General features: G+C 71.7%; 23 protein-coding genes. 9 read left to right on the top strand and 14 right to left on the bottom strand.

The window, feature by feature from the left end:
• Positions 1–195 precede the first annotated feature (195 nt).
• Genes QSK30_RS18095 through pnuC form a run of 3 tightly spaced genes read right to left on the bottom strand, consistent with a single transcriptional unit; the run spans position 196 to position 3,178 of the window.
• The gene (locus QSK30_RS18095; RefSeq protein ID WP_285504410.1) at positions 196–1,413 is read right to left on the bottom strand and encodes a YibE/F family protein; all 1,218 of its coding nucleotides are present in this window, start codon (positions 1,411–1,413) and stop codon (positions 196–198) included.
• Positions 1,414–1,463: 50 nt separating this feature from the next.
• Positions 1,464–2,549 carry an AAA family ATPase gene (locus QSK30_RS18100; protein WP_285504237.1) on the bottom strand — a complete coding sequence of 362 codons (1,086 nt, stop codon included), beginning with the start codon at positions 2,547–2,549 and terminating at the stop codon, positions 1,464–1,466.
• Positions 2,546–3,178, bottom strand: a complete 633-nt coding sequence (gene pnuC, locus QSK30_RS18105; RefSeq protein WP_285504239.1) for a nicotinamide riboside transporter PnuC — start codon at positions 3,176–3,178, stop codon at positions 2,546–2,548. Before pnuC ends, QSK30_RS18100 begins: the two co-directional genes overlap by 4 nt.
• Before the next feature lie 112 nt (positions 3,179–3,290).
• On the opposite strand from pnuC, the gene QSK30_RS18110 reads away from it, so the two are divergent.
• Positions 3,291–5,207, top strand: a complete 1,917-nt coding sequence (locus QSK30_RS18110) for an intein-containing Rv2578c family radical SAM protein (RefSeq protein ID WP_285504241.1) — start codon at positions 3,291–3,293, stop codon at positions 5,205–5,207.
• A 5-nt stretch (positions 5,208–5,212) separates the two neighbouring features.
• On the opposite strand, the gene QSK30_RS18115 is transcribed toward QSK30_RS18110, so the two are convergent.
• Positions 5,213–5,503: a hypothetical protein gene (locus tag QSK30_RS18115; RefSeq protein WP_285504433.1), complete on the bottom strand. Its 291-nt coding sequence runs from the start codon at positions 5,501–5,503 to the stop codon at positions 5,213–5,215.
• A 522-nt stretch (positions 5,504–6,025) separates the two neighbouring features.
• Positions 6,026–6,622: a hypothetical protein gene (locus tag QSK30_RS18120; RefSeq protein WP_285504243.1), complete on the bottom strand. Its 597-nt coding sequence runs from the start codon at positions 6,620–6,622 to the stop codon at positions 6,026–6,028.
• Positions 6,623–6,745: 123 nt separating this feature from the next.
• On the opposite strand from QSK30_RS18120, the gene QSK30_RS18125 reads away from it, so the two are divergent.
• Positions 6,746–7,333: a TetR/AcrR family transcriptional regulator gene (locus QSK30_RS18125; protein WP_285504245.1), complete on the top strand. Its 588-nt coding sequence runs from the start codon at positions 6,746–6,748 to the stop codon at positions 7,331–7,333.
• A 57-nt stretch (positions 7,334–7,390) separates the two neighbouring features.
• Here QSK30_RS18125 and QSK30_RS18130 read toward each other — a convergent pair whose 3' ends face one another.
• The 3 genes from QSK30_RS18130 to yaaA form a co-directional block, all read right to left on the bottom strand.
• A complete protein-coding gene (locus QSK30_RS18130; protein WP_502871850.1) occupies positions 7,391–9,127 on the bottom strand; it encodes a DEAD/DEAH box helicase in 1,737 nt (578 codons plus the stop codon).
• Between the two features lie 413 nt (positions 9,128–9,540).
• Positions 9,541–10,503, bottom strand: a complete 963-nt coding sequence (locus tag QSK30_RS18135) for a serine protein kinase RIO (RefSeq protein WP_285504247.1) — start codon at positions 10,501–10,503, stop codon at positions 9,541–9,543.
• Between the two features lie 190 nt (positions 10,504–10,693).
• The gene (yaaA, locus tag QSK30_RS18140) at positions 10,694–11,437 is read right to left on the bottom strand and encodes a peroxide stress protein YaaA (RefSeq protein WP_285504249.1); all 744 of its coding nucleotides are present in this window, start codon (positions 11,435–11,437) and stop codon (positions 10,694–10,696) included.
• Positions 11,438–11,498: 61 nt separating this feature from the next.
• On the opposite strand from yaaA, the gene QSK30_RS18145 reads away from it, so the two are divergent.
• Positions 11,499–12,461: a GNAT family N-acetyltransferase gene (locus tag QSK30_RS18145; RefSeq protein WP_285504251.1), complete on the top strand. Its 963-nt coding sequence runs from the start codon at positions 11,499–11,501 to the stop codon at positions 12,459–12,461.
• Positions 12,462–12,482: 21 nt separating this feature from the next.
• Here QSK30_RS18145 and QSK30_RS18150 read toward each other — a convergent pair whose 3' ends face one another.
• On the bottom strand, positions 12,483–12,848 hold the full coding sequence (locus tag QSK30_RS18150) for a VOC family protein (protein WP_285504253.1): 366 nt from the start codon (positions 12,846–12,848) through the stop codon (positions 12,483–12,485).
• Positions 12,849–13,003: 155 nt separating this feature from the next.
• Here QSK30_RS18150 and mtnA point away from each other — a divergent pair, with 155 nt between their 5' ends.
• Positions 13,004–13,972 (top strand): S-methyl-5-thioribose-1-phosphate isomerase, encoded by a 969-nt coding sequence (gene mtnA / locus QSK30_RS18155; RefSeq protein WP_285504256.1) that lies wholly within the window; start codon positions 13,004–13,006, stop codon positions 13,970–13,972.
• A 75-nt stretch (positions 13,973–14,047) separates the two neighbouring features.
• The gene (locus QSK30_RS18160; protein WP_285504258.1) at positions 14,048–15,793 is read left to right on the top strand and encodes a proline--tRNA ligase; all 1,746 of its coding nucleotides are present in this window, start codon (positions 14,048–14,050) and stop codon (positions 15,791–15,793) included.
• A 696-nt stretch (positions 15,794–16,489) separates the two neighbouring features.
• Here QSK30_RS18160 and QSK30_RS18165 read toward each other — a convergent pair.
• The 4 genes from QSK30_RS18165 to QSK30_RS18180 are packed head-to-tail and all read right to left on the bottom strand — an operon-like array spanning position 16,490 to position 19,746.
• Positions 16,490–17,452 carry a DUF8017 domain-containing protein gene (locus QSK30_RS18165; RefSeq protein ID WP_285504259.1) on the bottom strand — a complete coding sequence of 321 codons (963 nt, stop codon included), beginning with the start codon at positions 17,450–17,452 and terminating at the stop codon, positions 16,490–16,492.
• Entirely contained in the window at positions 17,449–18,213 is a 765-nt protein-coding gene (locus tag QSK30_RS18170; RefSeq protein WP_285504260.1) for an HAD family hydrolase, read from the bottom strand. Before QSK30_RS18170 ends, QSK30_RS18165 begins: the two co-directional genes overlap by 4 nt.
• A gap of 41 nt (positions 18,214–18,254) precedes the next feature.
• Positions 18,255–19,016: a DUF8017 domain-containing protein gene (locus tag QSK30_RS18175; RefSeq protein ID WP_285504261.1), complete on the bottom strand. Its 762-nt coding sequence runs from the start codon at positions 19,014–19,016 to the stop codon at positions 18,255–18,257.
• A 19-nt stretch (positions 19,017–19,035) separates the two neighbouring features.
• Positions 19,036–19,746, bottom strand: a complete 711-nt coding sequence (locus tag QSK30_RS18180) for a DUF8017 domain-containing protein (protein WP_285504262.1) — start codon at positions 19,744–19,746, stop codon at positions 19,036–19,038.
• A gap of 136 nt (positions 19,747–19,882) precedes the next feature.
• Here QSK30_RS18180 and QSK30_RS18185 point away from each other — a divergent pair, with 136 nt between their 5' ends.
• The 3 genes from QSK30_RS18185 (at position 19,883) to QSK30_RS18195 (ending at position 24,253) form a co-directional block, all read left to right on the top strand.
• Positions 19,883–20,869, top strand: coding sequence for a YhgE/Pip domain-containing protein (locus tag QSK30_RS18185; protein ID WP_285504264.1), 987 nt, complete (start codon positions 19,883–19,885; stop codon positions 20,867–20,869).
• A 104-nt stretch (positions 20,870–20,973) separates the two neighbouring features.
• Positions 20,974–21,888, top strand: a complete 915-nt coding sequence (locus tag QSK30_RS18190) for an XRE family transcriptional regulator (protein ID WP_285504265.1) — start codon at positions 20,974–20,976, stop codon at positions 21,886–21,888.
• A 232-nt stretch (positions 21,889–22,120) separates the two neighbouring features.
• Complete coding sequence (locus tag QSK30_RS18195) at positions 22,121–24,253, top strand: hypothetical protein (protein WP_285504267.1); 2,133 nt, start codon at positions 22,121–22,123, stop codon at positions 24,251–24,253.
• A gap of 48 nt (positions 24,254–24,301) precedes the next feature.
• Here the strand turns inward: QSK30_RS18195 and QSK30_RS18200 are convergent, their stop codons facing one another.
• Complete coding sequence (locus QSK30_RS18200) at positions 24,302–24,712, bottom strand: secondary thiamine-phosphate synthase enzyme YjbQ (protein WP_285504413.1); 411 nt, start codon at positions 24,710–24,712, stop codon at positions 24,302–24,304.
• A 24-nt stretch (positions 24,713–24,736) separates the two neighbouring features.
• Here QSK30_RS18200 and QSK30_RS18205 point away from each other — a divergent pair, with 24 nt between their 5' ends.
• On the top strand, positions 24,737–25,753 hold the full coding sequence (locus QSK30_RS18205; RefSeq protein ID WP_285504269.1) for an aminotransferase class V-fold PLP-dependent enzyme: 1,017 nt from the start codon (positions 24,737–24,739) through the stop codon (positions 25,751–25,753).
• Positions 25,754–25,758 lie beyond the last annotated feature (5 nt).

The following is a 25,758-nucleotide window of genomic DNA, read 5'->3' on the forward strand; positions in this document are numbered from 1 at the left end:
CCCCTAGAGCACCGCGGTGGTGAAAAAAGGGCGGGTGAAGGGCATCCCCACCACACGGCAAGTTTAGCGGTGCTCTCCCCCCACACGAAGGCAGTCCACCCAATCGAGCACAAACGTAACGGGTCTTGCGTACCAGCGGGCTCGACATTTAGAGACTTCAAGATTTCAAGACTTAGAGATTGAGAAACGACGGATTTAAGGCCTTGCCGTGGGCTCTCGGACGGCCACCAATGCTGCCACTGCGGTAGTCACCGGTACAGCCGCGACCAGCCCGATGCTGCCCACCAACGTCCGCACGATCTCCTGCGCGATGGTCTGCGACTGCAAGATCGTTCCCAAGCCGACATCGGACAGCGACGAGTAGAGCAACACCGGCAGTGCCGCGCCCGCGTACGCCATGACCAGTGTGTTCACCGCTGAGGAGACGTGGTCGCGGCCGATGCGCAGGCCCGCTGCGTAGAGCTCCCGCCAACCCAGTGCCGGGTTGGCCGCGCGTAGTTCCCAGACCGCGCTGGTCTGGGTCACGGTGACGTCGTCGAGGACGCCCAGTGCGCCGATCACGATCCCGGCCAGCAGGAGGCCTCGGGTGTCCAGGCCGTGGCCGAGCGAGCCGAGCAATGTGGCTGTCTCGTCGTCCAGGCCGGTCAGGTTGGCGACGGCGCTGAACAGGGCACTGAGCAGGCCGATGAGGGTCAGGCTGACCATGGTGCCCAGCACGGCCGTGGACGTGCGCGCGGAGAGGCCGTGGGTCAGGTAGAGCACCACGAACATGATCACGCCGGCGCCCGCGACGGCTACCAGCAGCGGGTTCTCCCCGGCGAGGATCGCGGGGAGCACGAACAGGAGCAGTACGGCGAAGCTCAGGCCGAGCGCGACGATTGCCTTGAGGCCCTGCCAGCGGCCCAGGACCAGTACGGCCACGGCGAACAGCGCGGCCAGTACCGCCAAGGGGACGCCGCGTTGGAAGTCCACCAGTTGGTAGGAGCCGCCACTGAGCGGGTCGCCGCCGTTGTAGGCGAGTACTACGTCGTCCCCGACGGCGAAGCGCGGTGTGCTCGGCTCGATCGGTACGGCGGTGCGTACGTCGCTGCCGGAGGCGGCGCCGTCGGTCATCTGCACGGCGACGGTCAGGCACTGGTCCTTGGCCGCGTCGCCGGTACCGCAGGGGCCTACCTGGGCCATCGTGATCGTGCCGCGAACCGCCTGCTGGCCGGCGCTCAGCCCGGTCGGGGCGTCACCTGTCGGGTAGAGCAAGACCATGCCCACGACTGCCGCCAGTGCGAATGGCGCCAAGAGGGCGGTGAGCAGCTTGCGCACGCGCGGGGAGGCGGGCGTGGCCGGACTGTGCCCGTGGCCATGCCCGTGACCGGTAGGTTCGACGGGCTTGCGCGTCTCCTCGGTTATCCGGGGGATCGGCTGCGTTTCCCAGTCTTGCACCGGCCCATCTTGTCAAGGCTGTCTGGTCACAGTGGATCCGCGTAGTGGAAGTGCGCGCGCAGCACATCGTCGACCGCGCGGACGGCGCGGCGTAGACGGTGTTCGTGGTTGCCGGCCAGCAGGACCCAGGGCACGCCGCGTTCGCGCAGCCCCCGCGCGAACCGGGCGGTCATCCATGGTCGCAGGTGTTCGCCGTCGCGCCAGCCGTCCTGGTGGAAGTCCACGCCGACGTGGTCGGTGAGCAGGTAGAGCGCGGGGGAGCGGGGGACGGGCACGTCCGAGCCCTCCCGCCCCAGGTAGCGCTCACACCAGACGGTGGCCGCCCACGGGTCGTTGTCGCACACCACCACCGGGGTCTCGCCTGCTGCCGCGTCCTCCAGCTCGGCCTGCCGGACGGCGACGTCGACAAAGTCACCGACTGTCCACACCAGACCTTCCGGGCGGGGTGGGGGGTGACCGGTAGCCTCCGCCAGCGCGTGCGCGGCGGTCAGTTTCGCCTCGGTGTGCAGCCTGCCGTACTCCGGGACCCAAGAGGCTCCGTAGTGGCGCGCGAGTGCCTCCGACAGGGTGGTCGTACCGGTGGATTCCGCTCCCACCACTACGATTCGGGCGGCAAGGCCCCGTCTGGTGGCGCGTGCGAGGTAGTGCCAATTCGCGTAAGGGTCCGTCCTTACTGCCGTGCCAGAGACAGGAAACCGCTCGCGGTCTGGGTCTACCGCGACGTGTTTGGCACCGAGGCGAGCGGCTAGCTCAGCTCCGTAGTCCTCACTGGCGAAGACAGCGTCGACGACCGCTGCGCGTGGATCGCCGTCTTGGATCGCGCGGCGGGCTAGGACCGACCGTGCGACGCCCATGTGCAGTTCCCACACAGCGTCGTCGTGGTAGTCCATCGGGTGATCGTCGAGGTCGCCCAAGATGGCGACGCCGGGGTCGTCCCGATGCTCATCGTGCATCCAGGCGACCCGGTCGGTGATGGTCAAGGACTCCACGGAGGAGCCGAGAACCGCGACGGTGGTGCGCTCGGACGCCGCTGCGGCTGTGCGGATCAGGTGGTGGTGGCCCGCGTGCGGCGGGTAGAACTTGCCCAGCACCAAGGCGTGTCGGAACCTCACGCGGGCACCGGGACCGGTCGCTCGACGTCGGCGAGCCAGCTCCGCAGGCCGATCACGCACAGCACGAGGAAGACGACGTAGAGGATCGCGGTGAGCCAGAGGTCCTTGTACGCGTAGAGCGGCACGTAGACCACGTCGGCGGCGATCCAGAGCCACCAGCTCTCCACCTTCTTGCGCGCCTGGCCCCAGGTGGCGAGCAGCGACAGGACAGTGGTGGCCGCGTCGGGCAGGGGGACGCTGGAGTCGGTGACGTGGGCTAAGACCGCGGTGAGCGCGGCGGTCGCGCCGATCCCGACCGCCAAGAGGGTCCACCACTGCGCCCGTGTCGTGCGGGTGACGGCGAGCCTGCCGTGGTGTTCGCCGCCGCGCAGCCAAGCCCACCAGCCGTAGAGGGCCAGCGCCAGGTAGACGACCTGCAGCCACGCGTCGGCGTAGATGCCCGCGGTGATGAAGAGGGCGAAGAACGCCATGTTGTTGAGGACGCCGATCAGCCAGTTCCAGGCGTTCTGCCGGGCGACCAGCCACACGCACAGCGCCCCGGTGACGAACCCGACGACCTCCATGCGCGAGGTCGGCGCGCCGAACGCCGTGAACGCCGTCGCCCGCAGCGCGGCTAAGAGTTGGTCCACCGGGTGCTCCGTCTCGCCCAAGCCGATACCCCGCGCAGCCTAAGAGACGCCCACATCGCTCGGTCGAGTGGAACCGGTTGCGCCACCATCGAACATGTGTTCGACTATCCCCGTGCGATGGGACAGCCAGCGGGTGCGGAACGACCAGGCGGGCGAGCAGGCACTGCCTGGCTTGCCCGGCCTGGTGCGCAGTGTGCGGACGCCGGAGTTCGCCGGGGTGGTCTTCCACGAGGTCGTGGCCAAGTCGGTGCTCAACCGGGTGCCCGGTGGGTCACCCATGCCGTTCGGCTGGACGGTGAACCCCTACCGCGGCTGCACGCACGCGTGCAGCTACTGCCTGCACGGCGACACCCCGGTCCTGATGGCCGACGGCACCACCAAACCGCTGGCCGAGCTCAAGGTCGGCGACCGGGTGTACGGCACCGAGCGGCGCGGCAACTACCGGCACTACGTCCCCACCGAGGTGCTCGACCACTGGTCCACGGTCAAACCCGCCCACCGGGTCACCGTCGCCGACGGCACCCAGCTGATCGCCAGCGGCGACCACCGCTTCCTCACCGAGCGCGGCTGGAAGCACGTCACCGGTGAGGTCTCCGGCCCGGACCGCCGCCCGCACCTGACCGCGGGCAACAAGCTGATGGGCACCGGCCGCTTCGCCGCCCCGCCCAAGGACACCGCCGACTACCGCCGCGGCTACCTGTGCGGTGTGGCCCGCGGCGACGGTGGCGGCGCCCCCGGCTCGCGCGCGTCGGCCAGGGTCGCCGAGTACGTCACCGGCGACCTGCCGCTCGCCCTCCCCGTCGAGTGGCCCCGCACCCCCACCGACGAGTGGCGCAAGGGCCTGCTGGCGGGCGTCTTCGACGCCGACGGCACCTTCTCCCACCGCATCCTGCGCCTGCCCGGCCTCGGCCCGCGCGCGCTGGCCGCGGTCGTGGAGGCGTTGACGGCCTTCGGTTTCCAGCACGCCGTCGAGGCCCGCCGCGCCCCCGACGGCAAGGTCTGCGTCCGCGTCGACGGCGGCCTGCCCGAACACCTGCGCCTGTTCCACACCGTCGACCCGGCCGCCACCGACAAGCGCGCCATCGACGGCGCCGCCATCAAGTCCGGCGCCCGCCTCGGTGTGGTCGCGGTCGAGCCGCTCGGCCTGGACCTGCCCCTGTTCGACATCACCACCGGCACCGGCGACTTCATCGCCAACGGCGTGGTGAGCCACAACTGCTTCGCCCGCAACTCGCACACCTACCTCGACCTCGACGCAGGCCACGACTTCGACACCCAGATCGTGGTCAAGGTCAACGCGGCGCAGGTCCTCTCCCGGCAGCTGGCGGCACCGCGGTGGAACCGCGAGCACGTTGCCATGGGCACGAACACCGACCCGTACCAGCGCGCGGAGGGGCGCTACCGGCTGATGCCGGGGATCATCCGCGCGCTGGCGTCCTCGGGCACGCCGTTCTCGATCCTGACCAAGGGCACGATCCTGTCCCGCGACCTCCCAGACCTCGTGTCGGCCGCGGCGGATGTCCCGGTGGGGTTGGGCGTGTCGATCGCGTTGCTGGATCGAGCGGTGCAGCAAAGCCTCGAACCGGGAACGCCCAGCCCGCAAGCGCGGTTGGAACTGGTCCGACGGATCACTGACGCCGGACTCCCATGTGGAGTGTTCATCGCACCCGTCTTACCCGGGATCTCCGACTCGGTGGAGCAACTCGATCAGTTGCTCGGCGAGGTCGCCGCCGCCGGGGCAACCGGGGTCACGGTGCTGCCACTGCACCTGCGGCCCGGCGCGCGTGAGTGGTTCGCCCAGTGGCTTGCCCGCGAACACCCGACGCTGGTGCCGTTGTACCGGCGGATCTACGGCCGGTCGACCACGGCCGACGTGAACTACCGACGGGCGCTGGCCTCACGGATCGCGCCGCTGGTCCGGCGCCATGGGTTGGCCGCGGGTGGTTCCGAGCCGCGCTGGCCCGCGGGCAGCCTGCCGGCAGGGATACCGGAGGCCCGGGTATCCCAGGAACAGCTGACGTTGCTGTGAGCGTTTCACCCGACCTGCGCACTGCGGCCTACCGGTGATCTGAGCTTGTTCGGGGTGGCGGTGGTGGGTGCCGTTGCGGAGCATCGCGTAGGGACATCGCAGCGGCGGCAGGCCAGGCAGATGAGCGCGGCGTGTGGTGTCGTGCTCTCGGCTCGTTTGCCGTGCTCGGCGACCTGTTTGTGTTGCTGCAGAACAGTTTGCAGACTGTCGGCCAGCCTCGGGAGTACCACGTCGACGGCCGCTGAGTTTGGGACGATCACCGTCTGGCCGAGGAACGCCCCGAGATCGCTGTTCATCCACTGATCCGTTCGTTCGCAGTGACGTGGTCACCGGTTGGGCATCGATGGCCGGCATCCACGCCGCAATGGGACCTACCAAGCCCAGGGCGGCGCTGACGGCGGAGCCGATGGTGGTTGGGAACTGGTCCCGACCACCACCGCCACCTGGTTGATCAGGATGCCGCTCGTGGTTCGAGCCCGCCCGCGCGGAGGACACCTCGCTGACCGGGAGCCCGCGAGCTCTCCAGTCGAGGTTGGTGCCCGCGCGGGTCGCTTGGATCGCGGCGGGAACTCCTCGGTTGCTCCGGCTGTAGCGCCTCAGCTGGATCGGGAGTGCGGAGTCCGGAGCGCAGCACCACGAGCATGCCATTCACGGTGACCATTCCGCCGAACGCCGTCTCCGGGCACCACGTCGGGGGGATGGTGGCGGCGCTGGTCATCGAGGCCACCACCCGGTGCTCGGCGGGTCGCCTGGGCCGATATCAGTGAAGCCGAGTGCTTGGTGGCGCCCAAGATCGCCGCTGGCGGCTTTGTCCCGGCTCAGTCCACCTTGGACTTGAGGGACCGCTGCACGGCAGAGGGCGTAGCACCCTTGCGGAGAAGTTCCACGCCTAGCCACAAGACCGCCACCGCGCCGATGGCGACCGCTAGCGGCAGCACCCAGGTCGGGAGGATCACCCGTAGGGCCACGCAAGTGAAGCCGACCACGTAGAGGACAACTGGGAGCCGGGGGAGTCTGCCCGCGCTGAGCATGAGCGTCCCGAAGGCCAAGATTCCCACCAGGAACAGGATCGACGACACCTTCAGCGCCGCACCGGTGAAGCCCGCTTGGAGAACCGCCACCTGGGCCGTCGGTAGCTCCGGGTAAACGAGATTCAGGATGTATTCCACGCCCAGGACCGCGGTCAGACCGGTCAAGCCGGCGACGAAGGCCGGGACCAGCAGTCTGGGTGGGTGGTCGGCGTGGCGGGCGTAGAGGCCGAGGATCAGGAGTAGGCCGAACACCTGGCCCAACGGTGCCACCGCGTGGCCGAGGTGGGTGTCGGGGAGGATGCCCGCGCGCCTGCCCGCGTTGAGGAGCAGGACCAGGGCGCACAGCGGTCCAGCCCAGCCGCCGAGGCGGATCAGTGGGGTCATGGGTAGCCTCCTAGCTGCGATAACGACTGTTATAGCGTCTGTTATCGGGCTGTCCGGGGGCAAGGGGGCGGGGATGGGGTAAGACTTCGGTAACCGCTGGGGGAGCCGCTGATCGGGGAGGGCATGGGCGACGAGCGCCGGATCCAGTTCATCGAGGCCGCGGCGCGCGTGTTGCGCGACCGGGGGCCCGCCGAGCTGACCGTCCGCCGGGTCGCCGAGGCGGCGGGGGAGTCCACGATGGGCGTCTACACCGGATTCGGGAGCCGGGCAGGCGTGCTGGACGCGTTGTACCTGCACGGGTTCGAGCTCCTGCACGCCCGGCTGGACGGGCTGCCCCGGGCGGCCACGCCGATCGACGCGGTCGTGGCGGTCGCGTTGGGCTACCGGGACTTCGCGCTGGCCGAGCCGCACCTGTACGGCTTCCTGTTCGAGCGGCCGCTGCCGGACTTCGAGCCCGCCGTCGCCAGTCGGGCGGCCGCCCTGGAGTCCACCTTCGGCTACCTGCTCCGCCCGATCGGCGAGCTCACGCCCAACCCCGAGCGACCCGCTTACCAGGCCTGGGCGGCCATGCACGGGCTGGTCAGCATCGAACTGACCCATCAGGCCCGCGATCCGCTGCCCGGCTGGTTCCTCGAGACCCCGGACCAGTGGCGGGAGATCTACCTCGACGGCGTCCGCGCGAGCCTCACCGGGCTGGGTCTGCTCCGCTGAACGGAAAAGGCCACTCCCGCCAGGCGGGAGTGGCCTTTCGCTTCCTAGGGCCGAGGATCAGCCGTTGTTCTGCCTGCGGTCGCCGTCGCGCCAGCCGCGGGGGGCGTCCGCACGGCGGGCGGCGCGGTTGGCGCCACCGGTCGTCGGGCGGCCTGCGCGGTTGCCGCCGTCGAACGAGCGCTCGGCACGTGGTGCGGCGTCGCGGTCGTACGAGCGGGCGGGCTGGTCGCGCACCGGGCGGTCGCGGTCGTAGGACCGGGCCGGGCGCGCGGGCTGGTCGCCGTTGTAGGAGCGGGCGGGCCGCTCGAACGTGCGGGTGGACTCCCGGCTCTCGCCGGTGCGACCGCCCTCGCGGTTCTGGAAGTCACGACCCTGCAGGTCGCGCCCACGCGGCGCGTCCTCGCGGCTGCGGCGCGGGTGGCCGCCGTCGCGGGCGGGCCTGCCCTCGGTGCGGCGGCGGAACTCGCCACCACCGCCGCGGCGGGCGGTGTGGCCACCGGCGCCGCGGGACGGGCGGACCGGCGGGGCCTTCTCGATGAACGGCTCACCACTGGGCACGCGGGCACCGGTGATCCGGATCAGGTCGGCGTCGCCGGGGCGCACCTTGGTGTGCTCGGGCTTGACGCCCGCCTTGTCGGTGAGCCGGACCACGGTGCGCCGCTGGTCGTGGGTGACCACGGTGACCACGGTGCCCGCCTCACCGGCGCGCGCCGTGCGGCCCGCGCGGTGCAGGTAGTCCTTGGGGTCGGCGGGCGGGTCGACGTGCACGACCAGGCTGACACCGTCGACGTGGATGCCGCGGGCGGCGACGTCGGTGGCGACCAGCACGGGCATGTCGCCCTCGCGGAACTGGCTGAGCACCCGGTTGCGGGCGCCCTGGGTCTTGCCGCCGTGCAGTGCTCCGGCGCGCACCCCGACCGAGCGCAGCTTGTCGGCCAGGCGGTCGACGTGGTGCTTGGTTCGCACGAACATGATCGTGCGGCCGTCGCGGGCGGCCATCTCGGTGATGACGTCGGCCTTGTCCTGCTTGGACACCAGCAGCATGTGGTGGGCCATGGTCGACACGCTGGCGGTGGCGATGTCCACCGAGTGCGTGACCGGGTCGTGCAGGTAGCGCTTGACCAGCTGGTCGACGTCGCCGTCCAGGGTGGCCGAGAACAGCAGCACCTGGCCCTCGCGGTCGGTCAGGTCGAGGATCTCGCGCACCTGCGGCAGGAAGCCCATGTCGGCCATCTGGTCGGCCTCGTCGATGGCGCTGAAGCGCACCTCGCTGAGGATGCAGGTGCCCTGCCGGACGTGGTCGGAGAGCCGACCCGGGGTGGCGATCAGCAGGTCGACACCGCGCTTGAGCGCCTCGGCCTGGCGGGGGAAGGACATGCCGCCGACGGCGGTGCGGCACCACAGGCCCAGTGACCGGGCCAGCGGGGTGAGCGCGTCGCTCACCTGCAGGGCCAGCTCGCGGGTGGGCACCAGGATCAGCGCGCGGGGGCGCAGCGGGCGGGCCTCGCCGCCGTCGAGGCGGGCGAGCAGCGCCAGGCCGAAGGCCAGCGTCTTGCCGGACCCGGTCTGCGCGCGGCCGAGCACGTCGCGGCCGGCGAGCGCGTCGGGCAGCGTGGCGGACTGGATCGGGAACGGCTCGTCGATGCCCGCCTCGGACAGCGCGCGCAGCAGCGGCTTGGGCAGGCCCAGGTCGGCGAAGCTGACGCCGGTGCCGTCGTTGTCGTAGCGGCCCTTGCCGCTCTGGCGGTGCCGGGGCTTGCGGTCGTCGTCGCCGGTGGCGTCGTCGGCGGCCACCTCGGTGACGGCGGTGCCGCCGAGGGTGGGGACATCGAGGGTGGAGACATCGGAAACCACGGCGACATCACCGGCGATCGCGGTGATGTCAAGATCGTTCGTGGGCAGGGCAGAGTTCTGCACGGGGTCCTCTCCGGACGTTGGCACGTCTCGGGAGGCTCCGCCCTCTTCACAGGAGGTCGGCAGGCTTTCGCACGGACGAGCCCGGCGCGTGTAGTACGCCGTCGGGTGTGTTTGGCACCGCAGGCCTATCCGGAGCCATAGGGCCGACGCCGGGCGGGGAGCGGACGCAGGCGCCGCTCACGATGCCCCCTAACCCTACCCGACGATCGGTCAAGACCTCGCATCGCGGGACGAGGATCACGTTCCGGCCCTGGTGGGGCGAGGTTTTCGCCCCACCAGGAACCGGCTTCTCAGTCCATGCCCGCGACGTCGACCAGGTGCGCGGTGAGCGCGTCCGGGTCGGCCAAGTCCGCGGGCAGCCCGCGCGAGCGGAACCACCCGGAGATGTTCGCCACATCCCGTGCCAGGAACTCCCGGCCGCCCGGGTTGGCGATCAGGTCGACCACCTGGGGCAGGTCGATCAGCACCAGGTGCCCCTCGTGCAGCAGGATGTTGTAGGCGGACAGGTCGCCGTGGGTGAGGCCCTGACCGGCGAACAGCTCCAGGGCCGCGACCAGCTGCTCCCACAGCTCACGCAGCTCCTCGGGCCCCGGACGGGCCTGGGCGAGCCGGGGCGCGCCCTGGCGGTCGCCGTCGCAGAGGAACTCCAGCAGCAGCTCCGTGCCGTCGCGCTGGACCGGGTAGGGCACCGGGGCGCCCACCGACCACAGCCGCGACAGCGCCGCGAACTCGGCGACCGCCCACTGCTCGGCGATCAGGTTGCGGCCGAAGGACGTGCGGTTCTGCATGGCCCGCATCTCCCGGGACCGGCGCATCCGCCTGCCCTCGAGGTAGCCCGCGTCGCGGTGGAACAACCGGTGCTCACCGCTGCGGTAGCGCTTGGCGGCGAGCAGGCAGCTGTCGCCACCGGGAACGGCGCGCTCCAGGACGAACACGTCGGCTTCCTTGCCGGTCTTGAGCACGCCCAGCTCGTAGTCGGCGGCGGCCAGGTCGGTCACCAGCCAGTCGGGTCGGGGGTGCGGGCCCTGCTCGCAGTCGCCCCAGGTGGACCAGCGCTCGGCACCGTCGGGCAGTTCCTGCGCGGCGGTGTAGGCGTCGTCGCGGACGCGGGCCAGCCGCATCCGCTCGGCCTCGGTGAGCCTGCCGGAGCGCTGCGGCTGCGGGTCGTCGTCAAAGGAACGACGGCGCATCCGACCGGCGCTGGGCTGGTCGTCGGAGAGTTCGGTGAAACGGGAAAGATCGTGCTCGCGCACTGGGTGGGTCTCCTCGTGTGGAAGGGTGCCCCACCGCGAACGTCAGCCGAGTGGGGCGGGCGGACGGGTCGGTGCCACGTCCACAGCGACAGTCGTCACCACCACGGCACCTCCCTCGGGTCCACCGGCTCTTCCACCGGTACTCGCGCAGAGCTTGCACCACGGCCGCGACCGCGGGCAAGCGAATTAATCAGGGCTCGACGACCAGGTCCAACGAGCGCTTGCCGGTGGGCTCCAGCCGCATCCCGTTGGTCCGGGCGACCGACACCAGCGTGCGCACGGAACCGGGCTCGCGCGGGGCGGTGGCCAGCGCGGCGGCGAGCCTTCCCTTGTACGCCTTGTTGAAGTGGCTCACCGTCTTGCGCCGACCGCCACCGTCCTCGGTGACCACCCGCACGGTGACCGCGTCGGGTACCGCGGCCAGGTTCGCGTAGGCGCCCGAGCGCAGGTCGACCACCAAGTCGTCCACAGTGGACAGAGTCTTCTCCAGCGCGCCCCGCCACACCCCGCGCAGGCCGCCGAGCGCGGGCAGCACCGAGTCGCCGGAGAGCCGGTAGGCCGGGATCGGGTCGCCCGCGCGGACCACGCCGAACAGCGCCGAGGCCACGGCCAGCCGTTGGTCGGCCCGCCTGCGCTGGGCCCTGGTGAAGCCGCGGACGTCGAGGGCGTCGTAGAGCACCCCCGTGTAGCGCTCGATCGCGGGCCGGGTCGGGGCGGTGAACAGCTCGGCGTTGCGCTCGACCTCGTCGACCTGCCGGTCGGACAGGTCCAACGCGGTCAGGCTGGCGGCCAGGTCGCCGGCCAACTCGACCAAGGCCCCGGTGACGCGCTCGCGCACCGGGTTCAGCTCCGGGAAGGACAGGGCGGCGAGGTCGAGCGGGGCGCCGCCGCCGCCCTCGCTCTTGGTCTCCGACGGCGGAAGCAGCACGAGCACCAGCGCAGCGTAGAGAAAACCGGTCGAACCCGCCGCCGCGGGTGACCTACCTTCTGCGGGCATGACCCTCACCTGGCGCCCCCTGGACCTGGCCGACGCCGACGCCTGGGTGCGGCTCAAGGCCGCCGCCGAGGCGGTCGACCAGGCCAACGAGCACTTCGGCCCGGCCGACTACGTCGACCTGGTCGGGCCGATGGACCGCCCCGCGCAGACCCTCGGCGTCTTCGACGGCGCCGACCTGGCGGCTTACGGCGTGATCTACGCGCGCCGCGCCATCACCGACCTCGACCTGCTGCGCCTGCTCGGCGGCGTGGCCCCGACCCACCGCCGCCGGGGTCTTGGCCGCGAGCTGCTCACCCGGCTCGCCGCGCTGGCGCTGGACCTGCACGCGACCCGGGCGCCCGGGTCGCCGGTGCAGCTGCTGGTCCCGGTGCACGAGAACAACGCGGGCCACGCCGCCCTGGCGACCAGCGAGGGCTACACCCCGATCCGGTGGTTCTTCGACATGCGCGCCGACCTCGCCGTGCTGCCCGCCCAGGCCGCCGTGCCCGAGGGCTATCTCTTGGAGCACTACACCCCGGACTTCGACGACCTCTGGCGCGACCTGCGCAACGACACCTTCGCCGAGCACTGGGGCTCGGGCCCGGTGGACGCGGAGTTCTGGCGCGCGCACTACGTCGGCAGCGAGCCGTTCGTCGCCGAGCACAGCGCCCACCTGCGCGACCTGGCCACCGGTGAGCTCGCCTCGTTCGTGCTGTCGCAGCACTACGCCGCCGACGCCGTCGCGCGCGGGCACCGCGAGCTGTGGATCGCCGATGTCGGCACCCGCGCGGCCCACCGCGGCCGGGGCCTGGCGGGCGCGCTGCTCTCGCACGTGATGCACGCCGCCCGCGCCGAGGGCTACGCCACGGCGGGGCTCAGCGTCGACGCCGACAACGAGACCGGCGCGCTGGGCGTGTACGAGCGCGCAGGCTTCCGGGTGACCGACAAGTGGGCCCAGCACAGCCGGGTGATCGGCGCCTGAGCCACCTCAGCCGTTGCCACCTCAGCCGTTGGGCGACCCGACGCAGAACTCGTTGCCCTCGGGGTCGGCGAGGACAGTCCAGGTGAGACCCGGCACGACGTGCTCGCCGAGCACCGAGGCGCCCAGCTCCACCAACCGGGCGACCTCGGCGGGCCGGTCCTCGGTGTTGAAGTCCAGGTGCGCCCGGTTCTTGCCCTGCCGCGGCTCCGCGACCCGTTGCAGGCCGATGTACGGCGCCGCGCCCTGGGGCTTGTCGGGCGGGGCCAGGAAGAGGAACTCGCCCTCGAAGTCGGTGACGACCGCGTAGCCCAGGGCCGCGGTCCAGAACTCCGCGAGGGTGCGCGGGTCGGCGCAGTCGATGGTCACGCCGCCAATGCCAAGTGTCATGGCGCGCAAGCTAGACCAGACCACCGACAACCGCCGTCCGGGTGATCCCCGGCTCCGACATTCCCGGGCCGCTGACGATCCTGGGCGCGGACGACCCCGGGCCGGTACATCCCCGGACACCCCCGGCCCGGGGCGATCCGGGCCACCATGGACCGGTGCGCACAATCGACTGGCGGGGCGACCACGTCGTCATCGTCGACCAGACCCGGCTGCCCCACGACCTCGTCCACCGCGCGCTGCACACGGTCGACGACCTGGTGCACGCGATCAAGACCCTGGCCGTGCGCGGCGCCCCCGCGCTCGGTGTGGCGGGCGCGCTGGGCGTGGCCCTCGCCGCACTGTCCACAGGCGACACCCGCGAGCAGGCGGCCAGGGTGCGCGCGGCCCGGCCCACCGCGGTCAACCTCGCCTGGGGTGTCGACCGCGTGCTGGCCAAGCTGGCCGACGGCACGGAAGCCGTCGTCGCCGAGGCCGTCACGGTCTTGGAGGATGACATCCGGCTCAACCGGGCCCTGGCCCACCGCGGCGCCGACTGGCTGCAAGCGCGCATCGGCAAGCCGATCACCGCGCACACGCACTGCAACGCGGGCGCCCTCGCTTGTGTCGAATGGGGGACCGCGCTCGGGGTACTGCGCGCGCTGAACGAACGCGGCGCGCTGGCCCACGTCTACGCCGACGAGACCCGCCCGCTGCTGCAGGGCGCCCGGATCACCGCCTGGGAACTGGCCGGGATGGGCGTGCCGCACACCCTGGTCGTCGACTCCGCCGGACCGTCGGTGATCGCGAACGGCCTGGTCGACGTGGTGGTGGTCGGCGCGGACCGGATCGCGGCCAACGGCGACGTGGTCAACAAGGTCGGCACCTACCCGCTCGCCCTGGCCGCCGCCCGGCACGGCATACCGTTCCTGGTGGCCGCCCCGGAGTCCACCGTGGACCTTTCCACCCCATCGGGGGACGCGATCCCGATCGAGTTGCGCGCCGCGGACGAGATCACCTCGTTCAACGGCACCCGCACCGCCCCACCCGGGACGGCGGCGCTGAACTACGCCTTCGACGTCACCCCCGCCGACCTCGTCACCGCCGTCGTCACCGAGGCCAGGGTGGTCGAGCGCGGCGCGCCATAACCCGAATGCGCTGGCCAGCGGCAGGTCACTACCCTCTACCGGGCACCACTCGTGCAGACCCGAGGAGCCATTGCCGTGATCACCAGGATGTCGTCGCTGTTCCTGCGCACCCTGCGCGAGGACCCGGCGGACGCCGAGGTGCCCAGCCACAAGCTGCTGGTGCGCGCCGGGTACGTCCGCCGCGTAGCCCCGGGCGGCTACTCCTGGCTGCCGCTGGGGCTGCGGGTGCTGCGCAAGGTCGAGCGCGTCGTCCGCGAGGAGATGGACGCGATGGGCGCGCAGGAGATCCAGTTCCCCGCGCTGCTGCCCCGCGAGCCCTACGAGGCGACCAACCGCTGGACCGAGTACGGCCCGAACCTGTTCCGCCTCAAGGACCGCAAGGGCGCCGACTACCTGCTCGGCCCCACCCACGAGGAGCTCTTCGCGCTCACCGTCAAGGGTGAGTACAACTCGTACAAGGACTACCCGGTCACGCTCTACCAGATCCAGACCAAGTACCGCGACGAGGCGCGCCCCCGCGCGGGCATCCTGCGCGGCCGCGAGTTCCTGATGAAGGACTCGTACTCGTTCGACCTCACCGACGAGGGCCTCTCGGCCAGCTACCAAGCCCACCGCGACACCTACATCCGGATCTTCGACCGGCTGGGCCTGGACTACGTGATCGTCGCCGCCACCTCCGGCGCGATGGGCGGCTCGGCCTCCGAGGAGTTCCTCGCCGAGGCCGTGACCGGCGAGGACACCTTCGTGCGCAGCACCGGCTCGGACTACGCGGCCAACGTCGAGGCCGTGGTCACCCCCGCGCCCCCCGCCCGTCCCCTGGACGGCCTGCCCGAGGCGCGGAAGCACCACACGCCCGACACCCCGACCATCGACTCGCTCGTGACGCTGCTCAACAAGCTCGACCTGGGCCGCGAGTTCACCGCCGCCGACACGCTCAAGAACGTGCTGCTCAAGACCCGCCAGCCCGCCGCCAAGGAGTGGGAGCTGCTCGCCATCGGCCTCCCCGGCGACCGCGAGGTCGACCTCAAGCGCCTCGAGGCGTCCCTCGAACCCGCGGAGGTCGCCATCCTCGAGGAAGCCGACTTCGCCAAGAACCCGTTCCTGGTCAAGGGCTACATCGGCCCGCGCGCGCTGCTCGACAACGGCGTCCGCTACCTGGTCGACCCCCGCGTGGTCACCGGCACGTCGTGGGTGACCGGCGCCGACGAGCGCGACCACCACGTGGTCGACCTGGTCGCGGGCCGCGACTTCACCCCCGACGGCACCATCGAGGCCGCCGAGGTCCGCGAGGGCGACCCCGCGCCGGACGGCAAGGGCACCCTGGTGGCCGCCCGCGGCATCGAGATCGGCCACATCTTCCAACTCGGCCGCAAGTACGCCGACGCCTTCGCCCTGGACGCCCTGGGCCCGGACTCCAAGCCGATCCGCATCACCATGGGCTCCTACGGCGTCGGCGTCTCGCGACTGGTCGCGGTGATCGCCGAGCAGAGCCACGACGAGCTCGGCCTGATCTGGCCCCGCCAGGTCGCCCCGGCTGACGTGCACGTGGTGATCGCGGGCAAGGAGGACACCCTCCGGGCAGCGGGCGAGAAGCTGGCCGAAGACCTCTCCGCGGCCGGGCTCGACATCATCCTCGACGACCGCACGGCTTCGCCGGGCGTGAAGTTCAAGGACGCAGAGCTCGTCGGCGTCCCGACGATCGTGGTGGTCGGCCGGGGCCTGGCCAATGGAGTGGTCGAGGTCAAGGACCGCAGGACTGGTGAGCGCGAAGAGGTCAAGGTCGACGAGGTCGTCGAGCACTTGCGCGCACTGACAAGCTAGCCAGGGAATTCCCCAAAGCCATAGAAGGAAAAGGAAGGCTCCCTCCGAAGAAGGAGGTGGCCTTCCTTTTTCCCTTTCCTTACCCTCCCCTTATTTCTCCCTTCTCCCTTCCTCTCCTCTCTCAATCCTTAAATGCCGATCCCGCTGGTACGCAAGACCCGTTACGTTTGTGCTCGATTGGGTGGACTGCCTTCGTGTGGGGGAGGAGTACCGCTAAACTTGCCGTGTGGTGGGGATGCCCTTCACCCGCCCTTTTTTCACCACCGCGGTGCTCTAGGGGCCCCGCGCGAAGGCAGTCCAGCCAATCGAGCCTCCGCTTTACTTGGGCAGGTCATGAGGTGTGCCGCCCTGGGGCCACGGGCTGCTCATCGCTTGGGTTGCCCGAGGAAAAGATGGGGGCTCGATCTAGTGAACTCGCTTCGTGCGGGGCCCCTAGAGCACCGCGGTGGAGAGAAAAGGGCAGGTAAGGGCATCCCCACCCACGGCAAGTTTAGCGGCGCTCTCCCCCCACACGAAGCGAGTCCACTAGATCGAGCATCCGTAACGGGACCTTCGTTCCAGCGGGGTCGGCCTCACCGCTGCGGTTAGCTGGGGGACGGGATTCATTTGCGTGCCAGCGAGGTGGGGAATCCTGCTGCGCTTGGAAATCGGGGCCGTTCGGAAGGTTCGAACGGCCCCGAGTCGTGTCCGCAGTGGTCAGCCGGTGTAGGGCCGGACGCTGGCGATCACCTTGTCCGAGATCTCGGCGGGCAGTGCGTCCGAGACCCCTTGATCCATGTACATCATGAACAGAGCCGTGCTGGACCCGTTCTTGAAGGCCACCGCGGTGAACAGGATGGTGGGTGATCCGCAGTCTCCGGGCTCGGTGACGGTCATGGTCGCGGTAGCGATGACGGCCGCGAGTTTCCCGCCCGCGACCTTTGTCGGTGCGGCGGGGCTGAGGGCCACCGGTGCCTTCGACCCGTCCTTGTTCAGCGCTGCGGCGTCGGCGAAGATCTTCACCCCGTTTGCCGCGGCCTGCTCCGGCGTCGCGCCCCCGGCCGTGACGAAGCCGGCGTGTCCTCGGTAGGAGCCGCGTGAGTTGGGGCAGGCCTCTGGCTTGTACGTGGTCACCCCGTGCATCACCGCCGACGGCTTACCGGCGTTGTCCTCGAAGCCGACGATCGTCCCGGGCGTCTCGATCTCCCAGTCCTTCGGGACGTCGTAGGCGACCTGCTCCTTGTACGACAGCACGCCCTGCCAGCCTGCCGTCACCGGCGGCACCGTGATGTCCTCGACGTCGGTCGGGGTGCTGGAGGTGGACGGCGGTCGACTCGACGTGGTCGGCCTGCGCGCGGTCGTGCGGGTGCTGGTCGTCGTGGTCGGCGCTTCCTCGGTGCTGCTCGGGCCTGCGATCGGGGTCGAGTCGTCGCGGTTGACCAGGAGGACCGTCGCGGTCACGCCGATCGCGACGACCACGAGTGCGACCAGCGCGACGATCAGCGGCGTCCGGTTGCGCGGCGGCGGCTGGGGCGGGCCGTACATGCCGAAGCCCTGGTACCCGCCCGGGGGCGGCTGCTGCTGTCCCGGCGGCTGGTAGGCGACCGGTTGCCCGGTCAGCGGGTCCACTTGGTACTGCGGCGAGGGCTCCTGCCAGTACGGACCTCCTGGGTTGCTCATGCGCGAGACGGTAGTTGGTCCCCTCCGCCGCGCACGTCGGAACCCGTGCATCCGAGCAGCGCGGCCAGTACGGCGGCGGTGTCGGACAGGTCGGTGAGGACCAGGTGCGCGCCGGAGTCGGCCAGCTCGGCGGCGCTGTGCCGCCCGGTCGCCACGCCGACGGCGACCGCGCCGTGGTGCAGGGCCGCGGTGACGTCGTGCGGGGTGTCGCCGATGACCACGACCGAACCCGGGGCGAACCGCGCGCCGTACTTCGCCTCGGCCGCGCGGATGGCGGCCGACACCAGCTCGTGCCGGTCGGTGGAGAGCGAGCCGTAGCCGCCGACCGAGAGGTCGAGGTAGTGCTCGAGGCCGAACGGCGCCAGCTTGTAGTCGGCCAGCTGCGGCAGGTTCCCGGTGACCAGGGACTGCACCACGTCGGCCCGCTCGTCGAGCGCCCGCAGGATCGCCGCGGCCCCCGGCAGCGCGCGGCCCAGCTCGGGCAGCTCCGGGCGGGCGGCGGCGGCGATCGCGACCAGCTCGGCGAACATCCGCTCGACGTGGTCCTCGGTCCACTCGACCCCGTGCGCCTCGAGCACCTCGACCGCGATCGACCGCTCGGTGCGCCCCGGGAAGGCGGGCACGTGCGCCAGCTCGACACCGAGCACCGCGAGCGCCACCTGGTCGTACCACAGCTTGCCCAGGCCGCTGTAGTCGACGAGGGTCAGGTCGATGTCCCAGAGCACGAGCGTGGACGGCGGGGGCGGGGTTCGTTCGGTCACCCGGCCATGGTGGCACGGCGCGCCGACGTTCCCGGTCGGTCTCAGCCCGCGGGCCGGGCGCTGGCCGCGATCGCGGCCAGGTCGTCCTGGTCGGGCGGCGGCGGGGTGTCCGGGCCGCCGGCCATGTCGCCGTTGACCAGCAGCAGGCGCAGCTCGCCGTCGATGTCGAGCAGCACCACGATGATCTTGCCCTGGGCCGCCAGGCAGGTGTCGCCGGTGGTGGTGACGGTGGCCTCCACCTGGGTGCCGACCGCGCGCTTGCCGCCGGTCTCGCGGCTGATCCGCTTGGGTGTGCCGACGACCACGTCGACGCCGCTGCCGCTGCCGTAGAACTCGGTGCCGAACGCCCTGGCCAGATCGGTGGCCCGCTGGTTGATCTCGCCGCGCGGCACGGTGCCGCTGCCCACCACGCCGCGGCTGTAGACCTTGTCGCCGCAGCGGTACTCGGTCAGGCCCGCGAGGTGGTCGATGCTGACGTCGGGGACGCTCTTGAGCTTGACCGGGTCGGTGCCGTCGACCCAGGCGTCGGGCACCTCGTACTGGATCTTGGCCGGGTCGTTGGCGATCGTCCGCCCGGCGGGGGCGCGCGAGGTGGTCGTAGTCGTAGTCGTGGTTGTCAGCCCGGTCGTGGTCGTGGGCTGCCCCTCGGGCGTGCCGCCCCGGTTGAGCAGCAAGATCGTGACCACGGCGGCGACGATGAGCACCAGCGCCACCACCGCGATGACGACAACCCGGCCCCCGCCGCGCTTGGGCGGCGGCTGGTACACGCCGAAACCCTGGTACTCCCCGCCCGGGTAGGTCACCGGCCGGACAGTACCGGTCTCAGCCCAGCGGCCGGACGCTGTCGGTCATGGTGCGCAGGTCCTCGCCGGAGGCCAGCGGCGCCCGGTCGGTGCCGCGCGGCTCGGTGTCGGCGCCCAGCACGACCACCGCGGTGCCGGTCGGGGTGGCCAGCGCGACGACGGTGACCGTGCCCCGGGTGCTGGCGCAGCGGTCGGCCACGTCGTCGGCGGTGGCCTCGGCGTCGGCCCGGACCACCGCGCCGCGCAGCCCGTCGCGCACCACCGGCGTGGGCCGGGACAGGGTTACCCGCGCGGTCTGGCTGCCGTCGCTGTACTGGTCGGCGGCGATCGCCGCGGCCAGTTCGGCGGCCGCGGTGGCGGGCTCGCCCTCGGCCGTGCCGCTGCCGCTGAAGGCCCGGCCGTACTCCGCGCCCTGGCACAGGTAGGTGCCGAAGTCGGCGAGGTGGCCCAGTTCGACGCCGTTGGAGGACTCCAGCGTCTCCTCCTCCGGGGCCAGCGCCCAGCCCGGCGGCACCTCGTAGCGCAGGCCCGCCGCGGTGTCGTCGACCACCTGCCAGCCGGGGGTGCGGGGCGTGCCGGGGGAGGCCGAGCGGGTCTTGGTGGGCGCCACCGCGGTCGCGGGCGGGGTCCCGGCGTCGTCCGAGCCGGTGACCAGCAGCGCGACGGCGGTCAGCAGCCCGGTCACGGCCACGAGCGAGATCGCGGTGACGGCGGCTCGCGGGGTGCGCACCCGGGGCACGGTAGACCAACGCCGGTGCCGGGGCGCCGACCCCCGGCGAGGGCAATTCAACACCTGTTGACTTCGCCGGGGCAGCGGTCTAGCTTAATTCAACAGTCGATGAATCCTGCTGAACGGAAGTGCCCCGATGCCCGGTCCCCAGCGGCCCGCCGCCCTCGTCCTGGCCCTCTCGGTCCTCGGCGCGGTGGTCGCCGCCGTCCTCGGCCTGCTGACCTTCGGCACGCAGGCCAGCGCCCGTCCCGACGGCGTCCCGCTCGCCGTCTCCGCCCCCGACGCGATGCGCCCGGTCGTCGACCGGATCGCCGCGCACGGGGAGGGTGCCGTCGCCTGGCGCGTCGAGACCCCGGCCGCCGCCCGCCAGGCGCTCGCCGACAAGGACGTCTACGGCGTCCTCGAACTCACCCCCGCGGGTGCGACGGTCGTGCTGTCCGGCGCGATCAACCCGCAGGGAACCCAAGTGGCGCAACAAGTCCTGACCGCGGCGGCCGCGGCTGGGGGCGGCCGGGTCGACACCGTCACGCTCAACCCGGTCTCGACCGCGGGCCGCACCGCACCGCTGGCGGCGAGCGCGCTGCTGTGGATCGCGGGCCTCGTCGGCGGGGCGGGCCTGGTGGTGCTCGGCGCCCGCCTCGGGCTCCGGGCCGACCGCCGCCACCGCCTGGCCGCGGTCGCCGGGGTCAGCGTGACCGGTGTCGCCGTGGTGGCCGGGCTGTTCGCGCTGTGGGACTCGACCCTGCCGCTGACCGCCTCGGTGCTCGGGTACCTGCTGTTGATCGCGGTGGCCTTCAGTTCCCTGCAGGCCGCCCTCCTGCGGCTGCTCGGCGTGCGCGCGATGGCCCTGCTCGGCCCGCTCTACCTGATGGCACCCGCGGTGGCGGGCCAGGTGCCGGAGATGCTGGACCCGGTCTACCGCGCGGTGCTGTGGTCGTGGACGCCGTTCCGGTTCGCCACCGAGGGATTGCGCAGCCTGCTCCAGGGCACGTCCTCGGCCCCGGACGTCACCACGGGGGTGATCGTCCTCGGCTCGATCGCGCTGGCAGGCGTGGCCGTGCTGGTCGTACCGGCCCGCACCGCGGCCCCGACCGAGGCGGCCGAACCAATACTCGTCGGATGATCCACTGCCTAGACCCTGGACAGACGCGGCCGCGCTGCTGATAGTTGTATCCCTCGCGACCGCTGCGCACCGGCGGTCCGCCGATACGCAACGGGAGCACGCCCATGCCCGCGCCGACCGACAAGGGCACCACCCGCGACCTGGCGCGGATCTTGCGCACCGGGTCGTTCGCGGAGGCGCTCGACGCGGCGATCACGGTCCGCGGTCTGACCCTGGACCGGTTGCGCTACCACCTCGCCGGTCGGGGGATCGACGTCAGCGTGGCGACGCTGAGCTACTGGCGGCGGGACCGGCGGCGCCCGGAGCGGGCCGAGTCGCTGCGCGCGGTCGAGGCCCTGGAGGTGCTGCTCGGGCTGCCGCGCTCGTCGCTGATCACCCTGCTGGGCCCGCCCCGCCCGCGCGGGCGCTGGATGAACCGGACGGACGCCATCGACCCCCTCGCCGGTGCGGGCGCGGACCTGCTCACCCGCTTCGAGGACCCCGACGAGGGGCGCTACGGGCTGATCTCGGCGCACGACGTCTTCACGGTGCGCGCGGACCGCGCCGAGCGCGGGGTCCGCTCCCGGGTGGTGCTGCGCGCCGAGCAGGGGCGGGTCACCCGCTTCCTGGCCAAGTACCGCTCCGACGACCCGGAGTTCCCGCCGGAGCTGATCGACGTCCGGTTCTGCCGGACCGGCCGGGTGCTCTCCGACGACCGGACCGGGCTGATCGTCGCCGAGCTGCTGCTCGACCGGCCGCTGCGGACCGGGGAGCACGCGGTGGTCGAGTACGAGATCTCGGGCAGGCCCGGCCCGCCGGTCGAGTTCTACTACCGGCAGTTCACCGAGCCGATCGCCGAGTACAGCCAGCAGGTCCAGTTCGAGGGGACGCCGCCGGTGGAGTGCCACGGCTTCCGGCGCGACGACCTCGAGCAGCCCGAGCAGGCCACCGACCCGCTGCCGGTCGGGCCGTCGCGGGCGAGCTGCCTGGTCGGGGTGAACCTCAGCCCGGGCGTGGTGGGCACCCGTTGGCGCTGGTGAGGCACCCGGCGGGCGCCGCCAGTTCTTAACAGAGTCCACATCGTGGAACATTCTGTTCACCGTCTTACCGGCTTGCATTAGCCCCTTCTGGGTTTTACGACGAATTATTCTTGACAGACTTTAGCTGTCCGTAATCGGGCCTTCGCTGTTTCATTGCCTCCCCGCCTATTGGGGGTCATTCTTTCGGGCGTCACCCTGTCGTGACTTCGGTTATGTCCGAAAGGCGCCCTGCATGAGAGCCCTGATCCCTCTGTCCGTCTCCGCCGCGGTCGTCGCGGCGGCGGCGGTCGTCCTCGTCCAAGGTCCGGCCACCGCGGCGAACAGCTCCACCTGTTCGCTGCGGCAGCCGGTGTCCGAGAAGTCCGAGACGCCCACGAGCTGCGTGGCCGCGGACGTGTCCCTCGACCGGCTGCCCGCGGTGGGCGAGTCGGCCACCGTCACCGTCACCATCCGGTCCCAGGTCGACCTCGACCAGGCGAACCTGGCCGTCCGGCTGCCCGACACGCTCAAGCTCGCCACCGGCGACAGCGGCCTGTCCCAGCCGCGCGTCGTCGGCCTGTCCCAGCTCGCCGAGCAGCGGTTCGCCCTCTCGACCAAGGGCCGCACGCTGAAGTTCGGCGTCACGGCGCTCGCCGCCGGTCCCGCGCACATCGAGGCCGACGTGACCAGCGCCGACCAGCCCGCCACCGACCGGTCCGCGCACGGCTTCGCCACGCTCACCGTCGGCGGCAAGGCGGGGACTTCCCGCGCGGGCGTCACCGGCACTGACTCGGCCGTCGTGACCCGTTCGGCGCCCCCCGCAGCGCTGGCCACCACCGCCGCGGCGGGCCAGATCTGCGCCAAGGGCGCGTTCCAGTACGCCGATGCCAAGGGTGCCTGGAAGCCGGGCCGCACAGTCACCGCCAAGGTCGTGGGCAAGACCACGTCCGCGGCGACCGCGCAGTACTACGCCACCGGCCTGACCGGCTCCGACGGCGCCTACTCGGTCTGCTTCACCTCGCCGGTCACCACGATGTACCAGGTGTGGGTGGAGTTCTCCACCGACTCCGCGCTCTGGCGGGTCACCAACAACGCGGGCACCTCGGTCTACACCGCGACCACCGCGGCCAAGACCAACGTCGCGGGCGGCACTGACGCCGCGTTCGGCACCACCGCGCCGACCAGCGCGAACATGCGCGGCTGGCACGCCTACGACACGGTGAACAAGCTGTGGGGCATCCACGGCACCAGCCCGTGCTGGACCACCCGCGAGACCTCGAACTGCCAGCGCAAGCTCACCATCCACTGGCAGCCGGGCAGCACCGACGGCACCTACTTCCAGAACGGTGTGCCGGTCGCCCAGCGCTACGTCGCGCTCGCCGACGCCGACCCGGACTCCGAGCACCTGGTGCTGCACGAGTCCGGCCACGCCCTGATGGACATGCTCTACGCGGGCTGGTGGCCGACCAGCGACTGCCCGAGCCCGCACTACCTGCACGCCCGCACCGGCAGCAGCTGCGCCTGGACCGAGGGCTTCGCCAACGCCATCGCCGGCTACACCATGGGCGACGGGATGTTCTACTGGGCCGACGGCTCCGGCATGGACCTGATGACCACCAAGTGGTTCAACTCGGCCCAGCCCGCCGGGCGCACCAACGTGGAGAACGGCGACCAGGTCGAGTGCCGGGTCGCGGGCGCCACGATCGACCTGTGGCGCAAGGTCGACGGCGGGCCGACCCGCACGTTCGCCAGCATGATCGCCAACTCGTCCAGCTCGTACAAGGAGTGGTTCACCGTCGACCGCGCCTCGGCCGGGCTCGACGTCTCCTCGGCCACCCGTGACCTGGTGTACACCCACACGATCGACTACCGCACCAGCACGACCACCCCGCCCACCACGACCGTGCCGCCCACGACCACCCCGCCCGGGTCCTCGATCGTGGCCAACGGCGGGTTCGAGAGCGGCACGACCGGCTGGACGGTCACCGGCGGCTCGGTGGGCCAGTTCACCTACTACCCGGCCCAGGCGGGCAGCTGGTACGCCTGGCTCGGCGGCAATGGGCAGGCCAACACCGACACGGTCAGCCAGTCGGTGACCATCCCGGCGACGGCGGGCACCGCGACCCTGTCGTACTACCTGCGGGTGGGCACGGCCGAGACCGAGAGCACCGCCTACGACACGCTCAAGGTCCAGGTCGTCAGTGGCAGCACGGCCACGACGCTCAAGACCTACAGCAACGTCGACGCCAACACCGGCTACGTCAAGCGCACGCTCGACGTGAGCGGCTACCGCGGCAAGACGGTGACGCTGAAGTTCCTCAGCGTGGAGGACGCCAGCCTGCAGACCGACTTCCTGGTCGACACGGTGGCGATCACCACCTCGTGATCCCCGAGGGCGGCCGAGCACCGTGCCCGGTGCTCGGCCGCCCTCGGTTCAGCCGCTCAGGTAGCTCAACCGGACGCGCCGCACCGGGTTGTCGACGTTGGTGTCCACCAGGCACACCGACTGCCAGGTGCCCAGCGCCATCCGGCCGTCGAGCACCGGCACGCTCGCGTGCGGCGGCAGCAGCGCGGGCAGCACGTGGTCGCGGCCGTGGCCGGGTGAACCGTGCCGGTGCCGCCACCGCGCGTCCGCCGGGAGCAGCTCCCGCAGGGCGGTGAGCAGGTCGTCGTCGCTGCCCGCCCCGGTCTCGATCACCGCGATCCCGGCCGTGGCGTGCGGCACCCACAGGTGCAGCAGCCCGTCGGTGGCGTCGGCCTCGGTCAGGAACCGCTCGCACCGACCGGTCAGGTCGACCACGACCTCCCGGTCGCCCGTCTCGATCTCGATCTCCTCGCTGTGCACGTCCACCACCGTAGGGTCGGGGGTGTGCGCACCGCCTTCGGAAAGCAGTTCGAGGTTCCCGCCGGGTACTTGAACACCGCGAGCATCGGCATCCCGCCCGACTCCGCCGCCGACGCCCTCGCGGCCGCGGTCGAGCGCTGGCGCGGCGGGCTGGACAGCCCGCCCGACTTCGACGAACCCGTCGCCACCAGCCGTGCGGCGTGGGCCCGGCTGGTCGGCGTCGAGCCGTCCCGGGTGGCCATCGGCGCCTCGGTGTCCCAGCTGGTCGCCCAGGTCGCGGTCGGGATCCCGGACGGCACCCGGGTGCTCACCGTGCGCGGCGAGTTCACCAGCGCGACCTTCCCGTTCGCCGCGCAGGCCGACCGGGGGGTGACCGTCACCGAGGTCGAGCCCGCCGAGCTGGCCGACCGCGCCGCCGGGTACGACCTGGTCGTGGTCAGCGCCGTGCAGTCCGCCGACGGTGCCGTCGCCGACCTCGACGCGCTGCGCCGGTCCGGCACCCGCACCCTGCTCGACACCACCCAGGCCGCGGGCTGGCTCCCGCTCGACGTGGGCTGGGCCGACTGGGTGGTCGGCGCGGGGTACAAGTGGCTGCTCAGCCCACGCGGCGCCGCCTGGCTCGCGATCCGCCCGGAGGCCGAGGAATGGACCCGCCCGGTCGCGGCCAACTGGTACGCGGGCGACGAACCGTGGGACACCGTGTACGGCCTCCCACTGCGCCTGGCCCCCGACGCCCGCCGCTACGACCTGTCCCCGGTGTGGTTCGCCCACGTCGGGACGGCGGCCGTGCTGCCGTGGCTCGCGGACCTAGACCTGTCGCTCGTCCACAAGCACACGACCGGCCTCGCCGACGACCTCCTGACCCGTCTCGGACAGGAGCCGCGCGGCACGGCCATCATCTCCCTCGACGTCCCAGACGCCGCGGAACGCCTCCGCGCCGCGGGCGTCCGCTGCGCCATCCGAGCGGGCAGGCCCAGGCTGGCGTTCCACCTGTACAACACCGCCGAGGACGTCGACCGGGTGATCGCGGCATTCGGGTGATTCCC

The organism is Actinokineospora sp. NBRC 105648, from assembly GCF_030269645.1.
Taxonomy (GTDB): Bacteria; Actinomycetota; Actinomycetes; order Mycobacteriales; family Pseudonocardiaceae; genus Actinokineospora.

Bases quoted from the DNA above. Each gene is read 5' to 3' on its own strand.
- QSK30_RS18165 (WP_285504259.1), bottom strand. From the start codon at position 17,452: ATGAGCAACCCAGGAGGTCCGTACTGGCAGGAGCCCTCGCCGCAGTAC.
- QSK30_RS18120 (WP_285504243.1), bottom strand. From the start codon at position 6,622: ATGACCCCACTGATCCGCCTCGGCGGCTGGGCTGGACCGCTGTGCGCC.
- QSK30_RS18195 (WP_285504267.1), top strand. From the start codon at position 22,121: ATGAGAGCCCTGATCCCTCTGTCCGTCTCCGCCGCGGTCGTCGCGGCG.
- QSK30_RS18125 (WP_285504245.1), top strand. From the start codon at position 6,746: ATGGGCGACGAGCGCCGGATCCAGTTCATCGAGGCCGCGGCGCGCGTG.
- QSK30_RS18150 (WP_285504253.1), bottom strand. From the start codon at position 12,848: ATGACACTTGGCATTGGCGGCGTGACCATCGACTGCGCCGACCCGCGC.
- QSK30_RS18190 (WP_285504265.1), top strand. From the start codon at position 20,974: ATGCCCGCGCCGACCGACAAGGGCACCACCCGCGACCTGGCGCGGATC.
- QSK30_RS18185 (WP_285504264.1), top strand. From the start codon at position 19,883: ATGCCCGGTCCCCAGCGGCCCGCCGCCCTCGTCCTGGCCCTCTCGGTC.
- QSK30_RS18145 (WP_285504251.1), top strand. From the start codon at position 11,499: ATGACCCTCACCTGGCGCCCCCTGGACCTGGCCGACGCCGACGCCTGG.
- QSK30_RS18115 (WP_285504433.1), bottom strand. From the start codon at position 5,503: ATGAACAGCGATCTCGGGGCGTTCCTCGGCCAGACGGTGATCGTCCCA.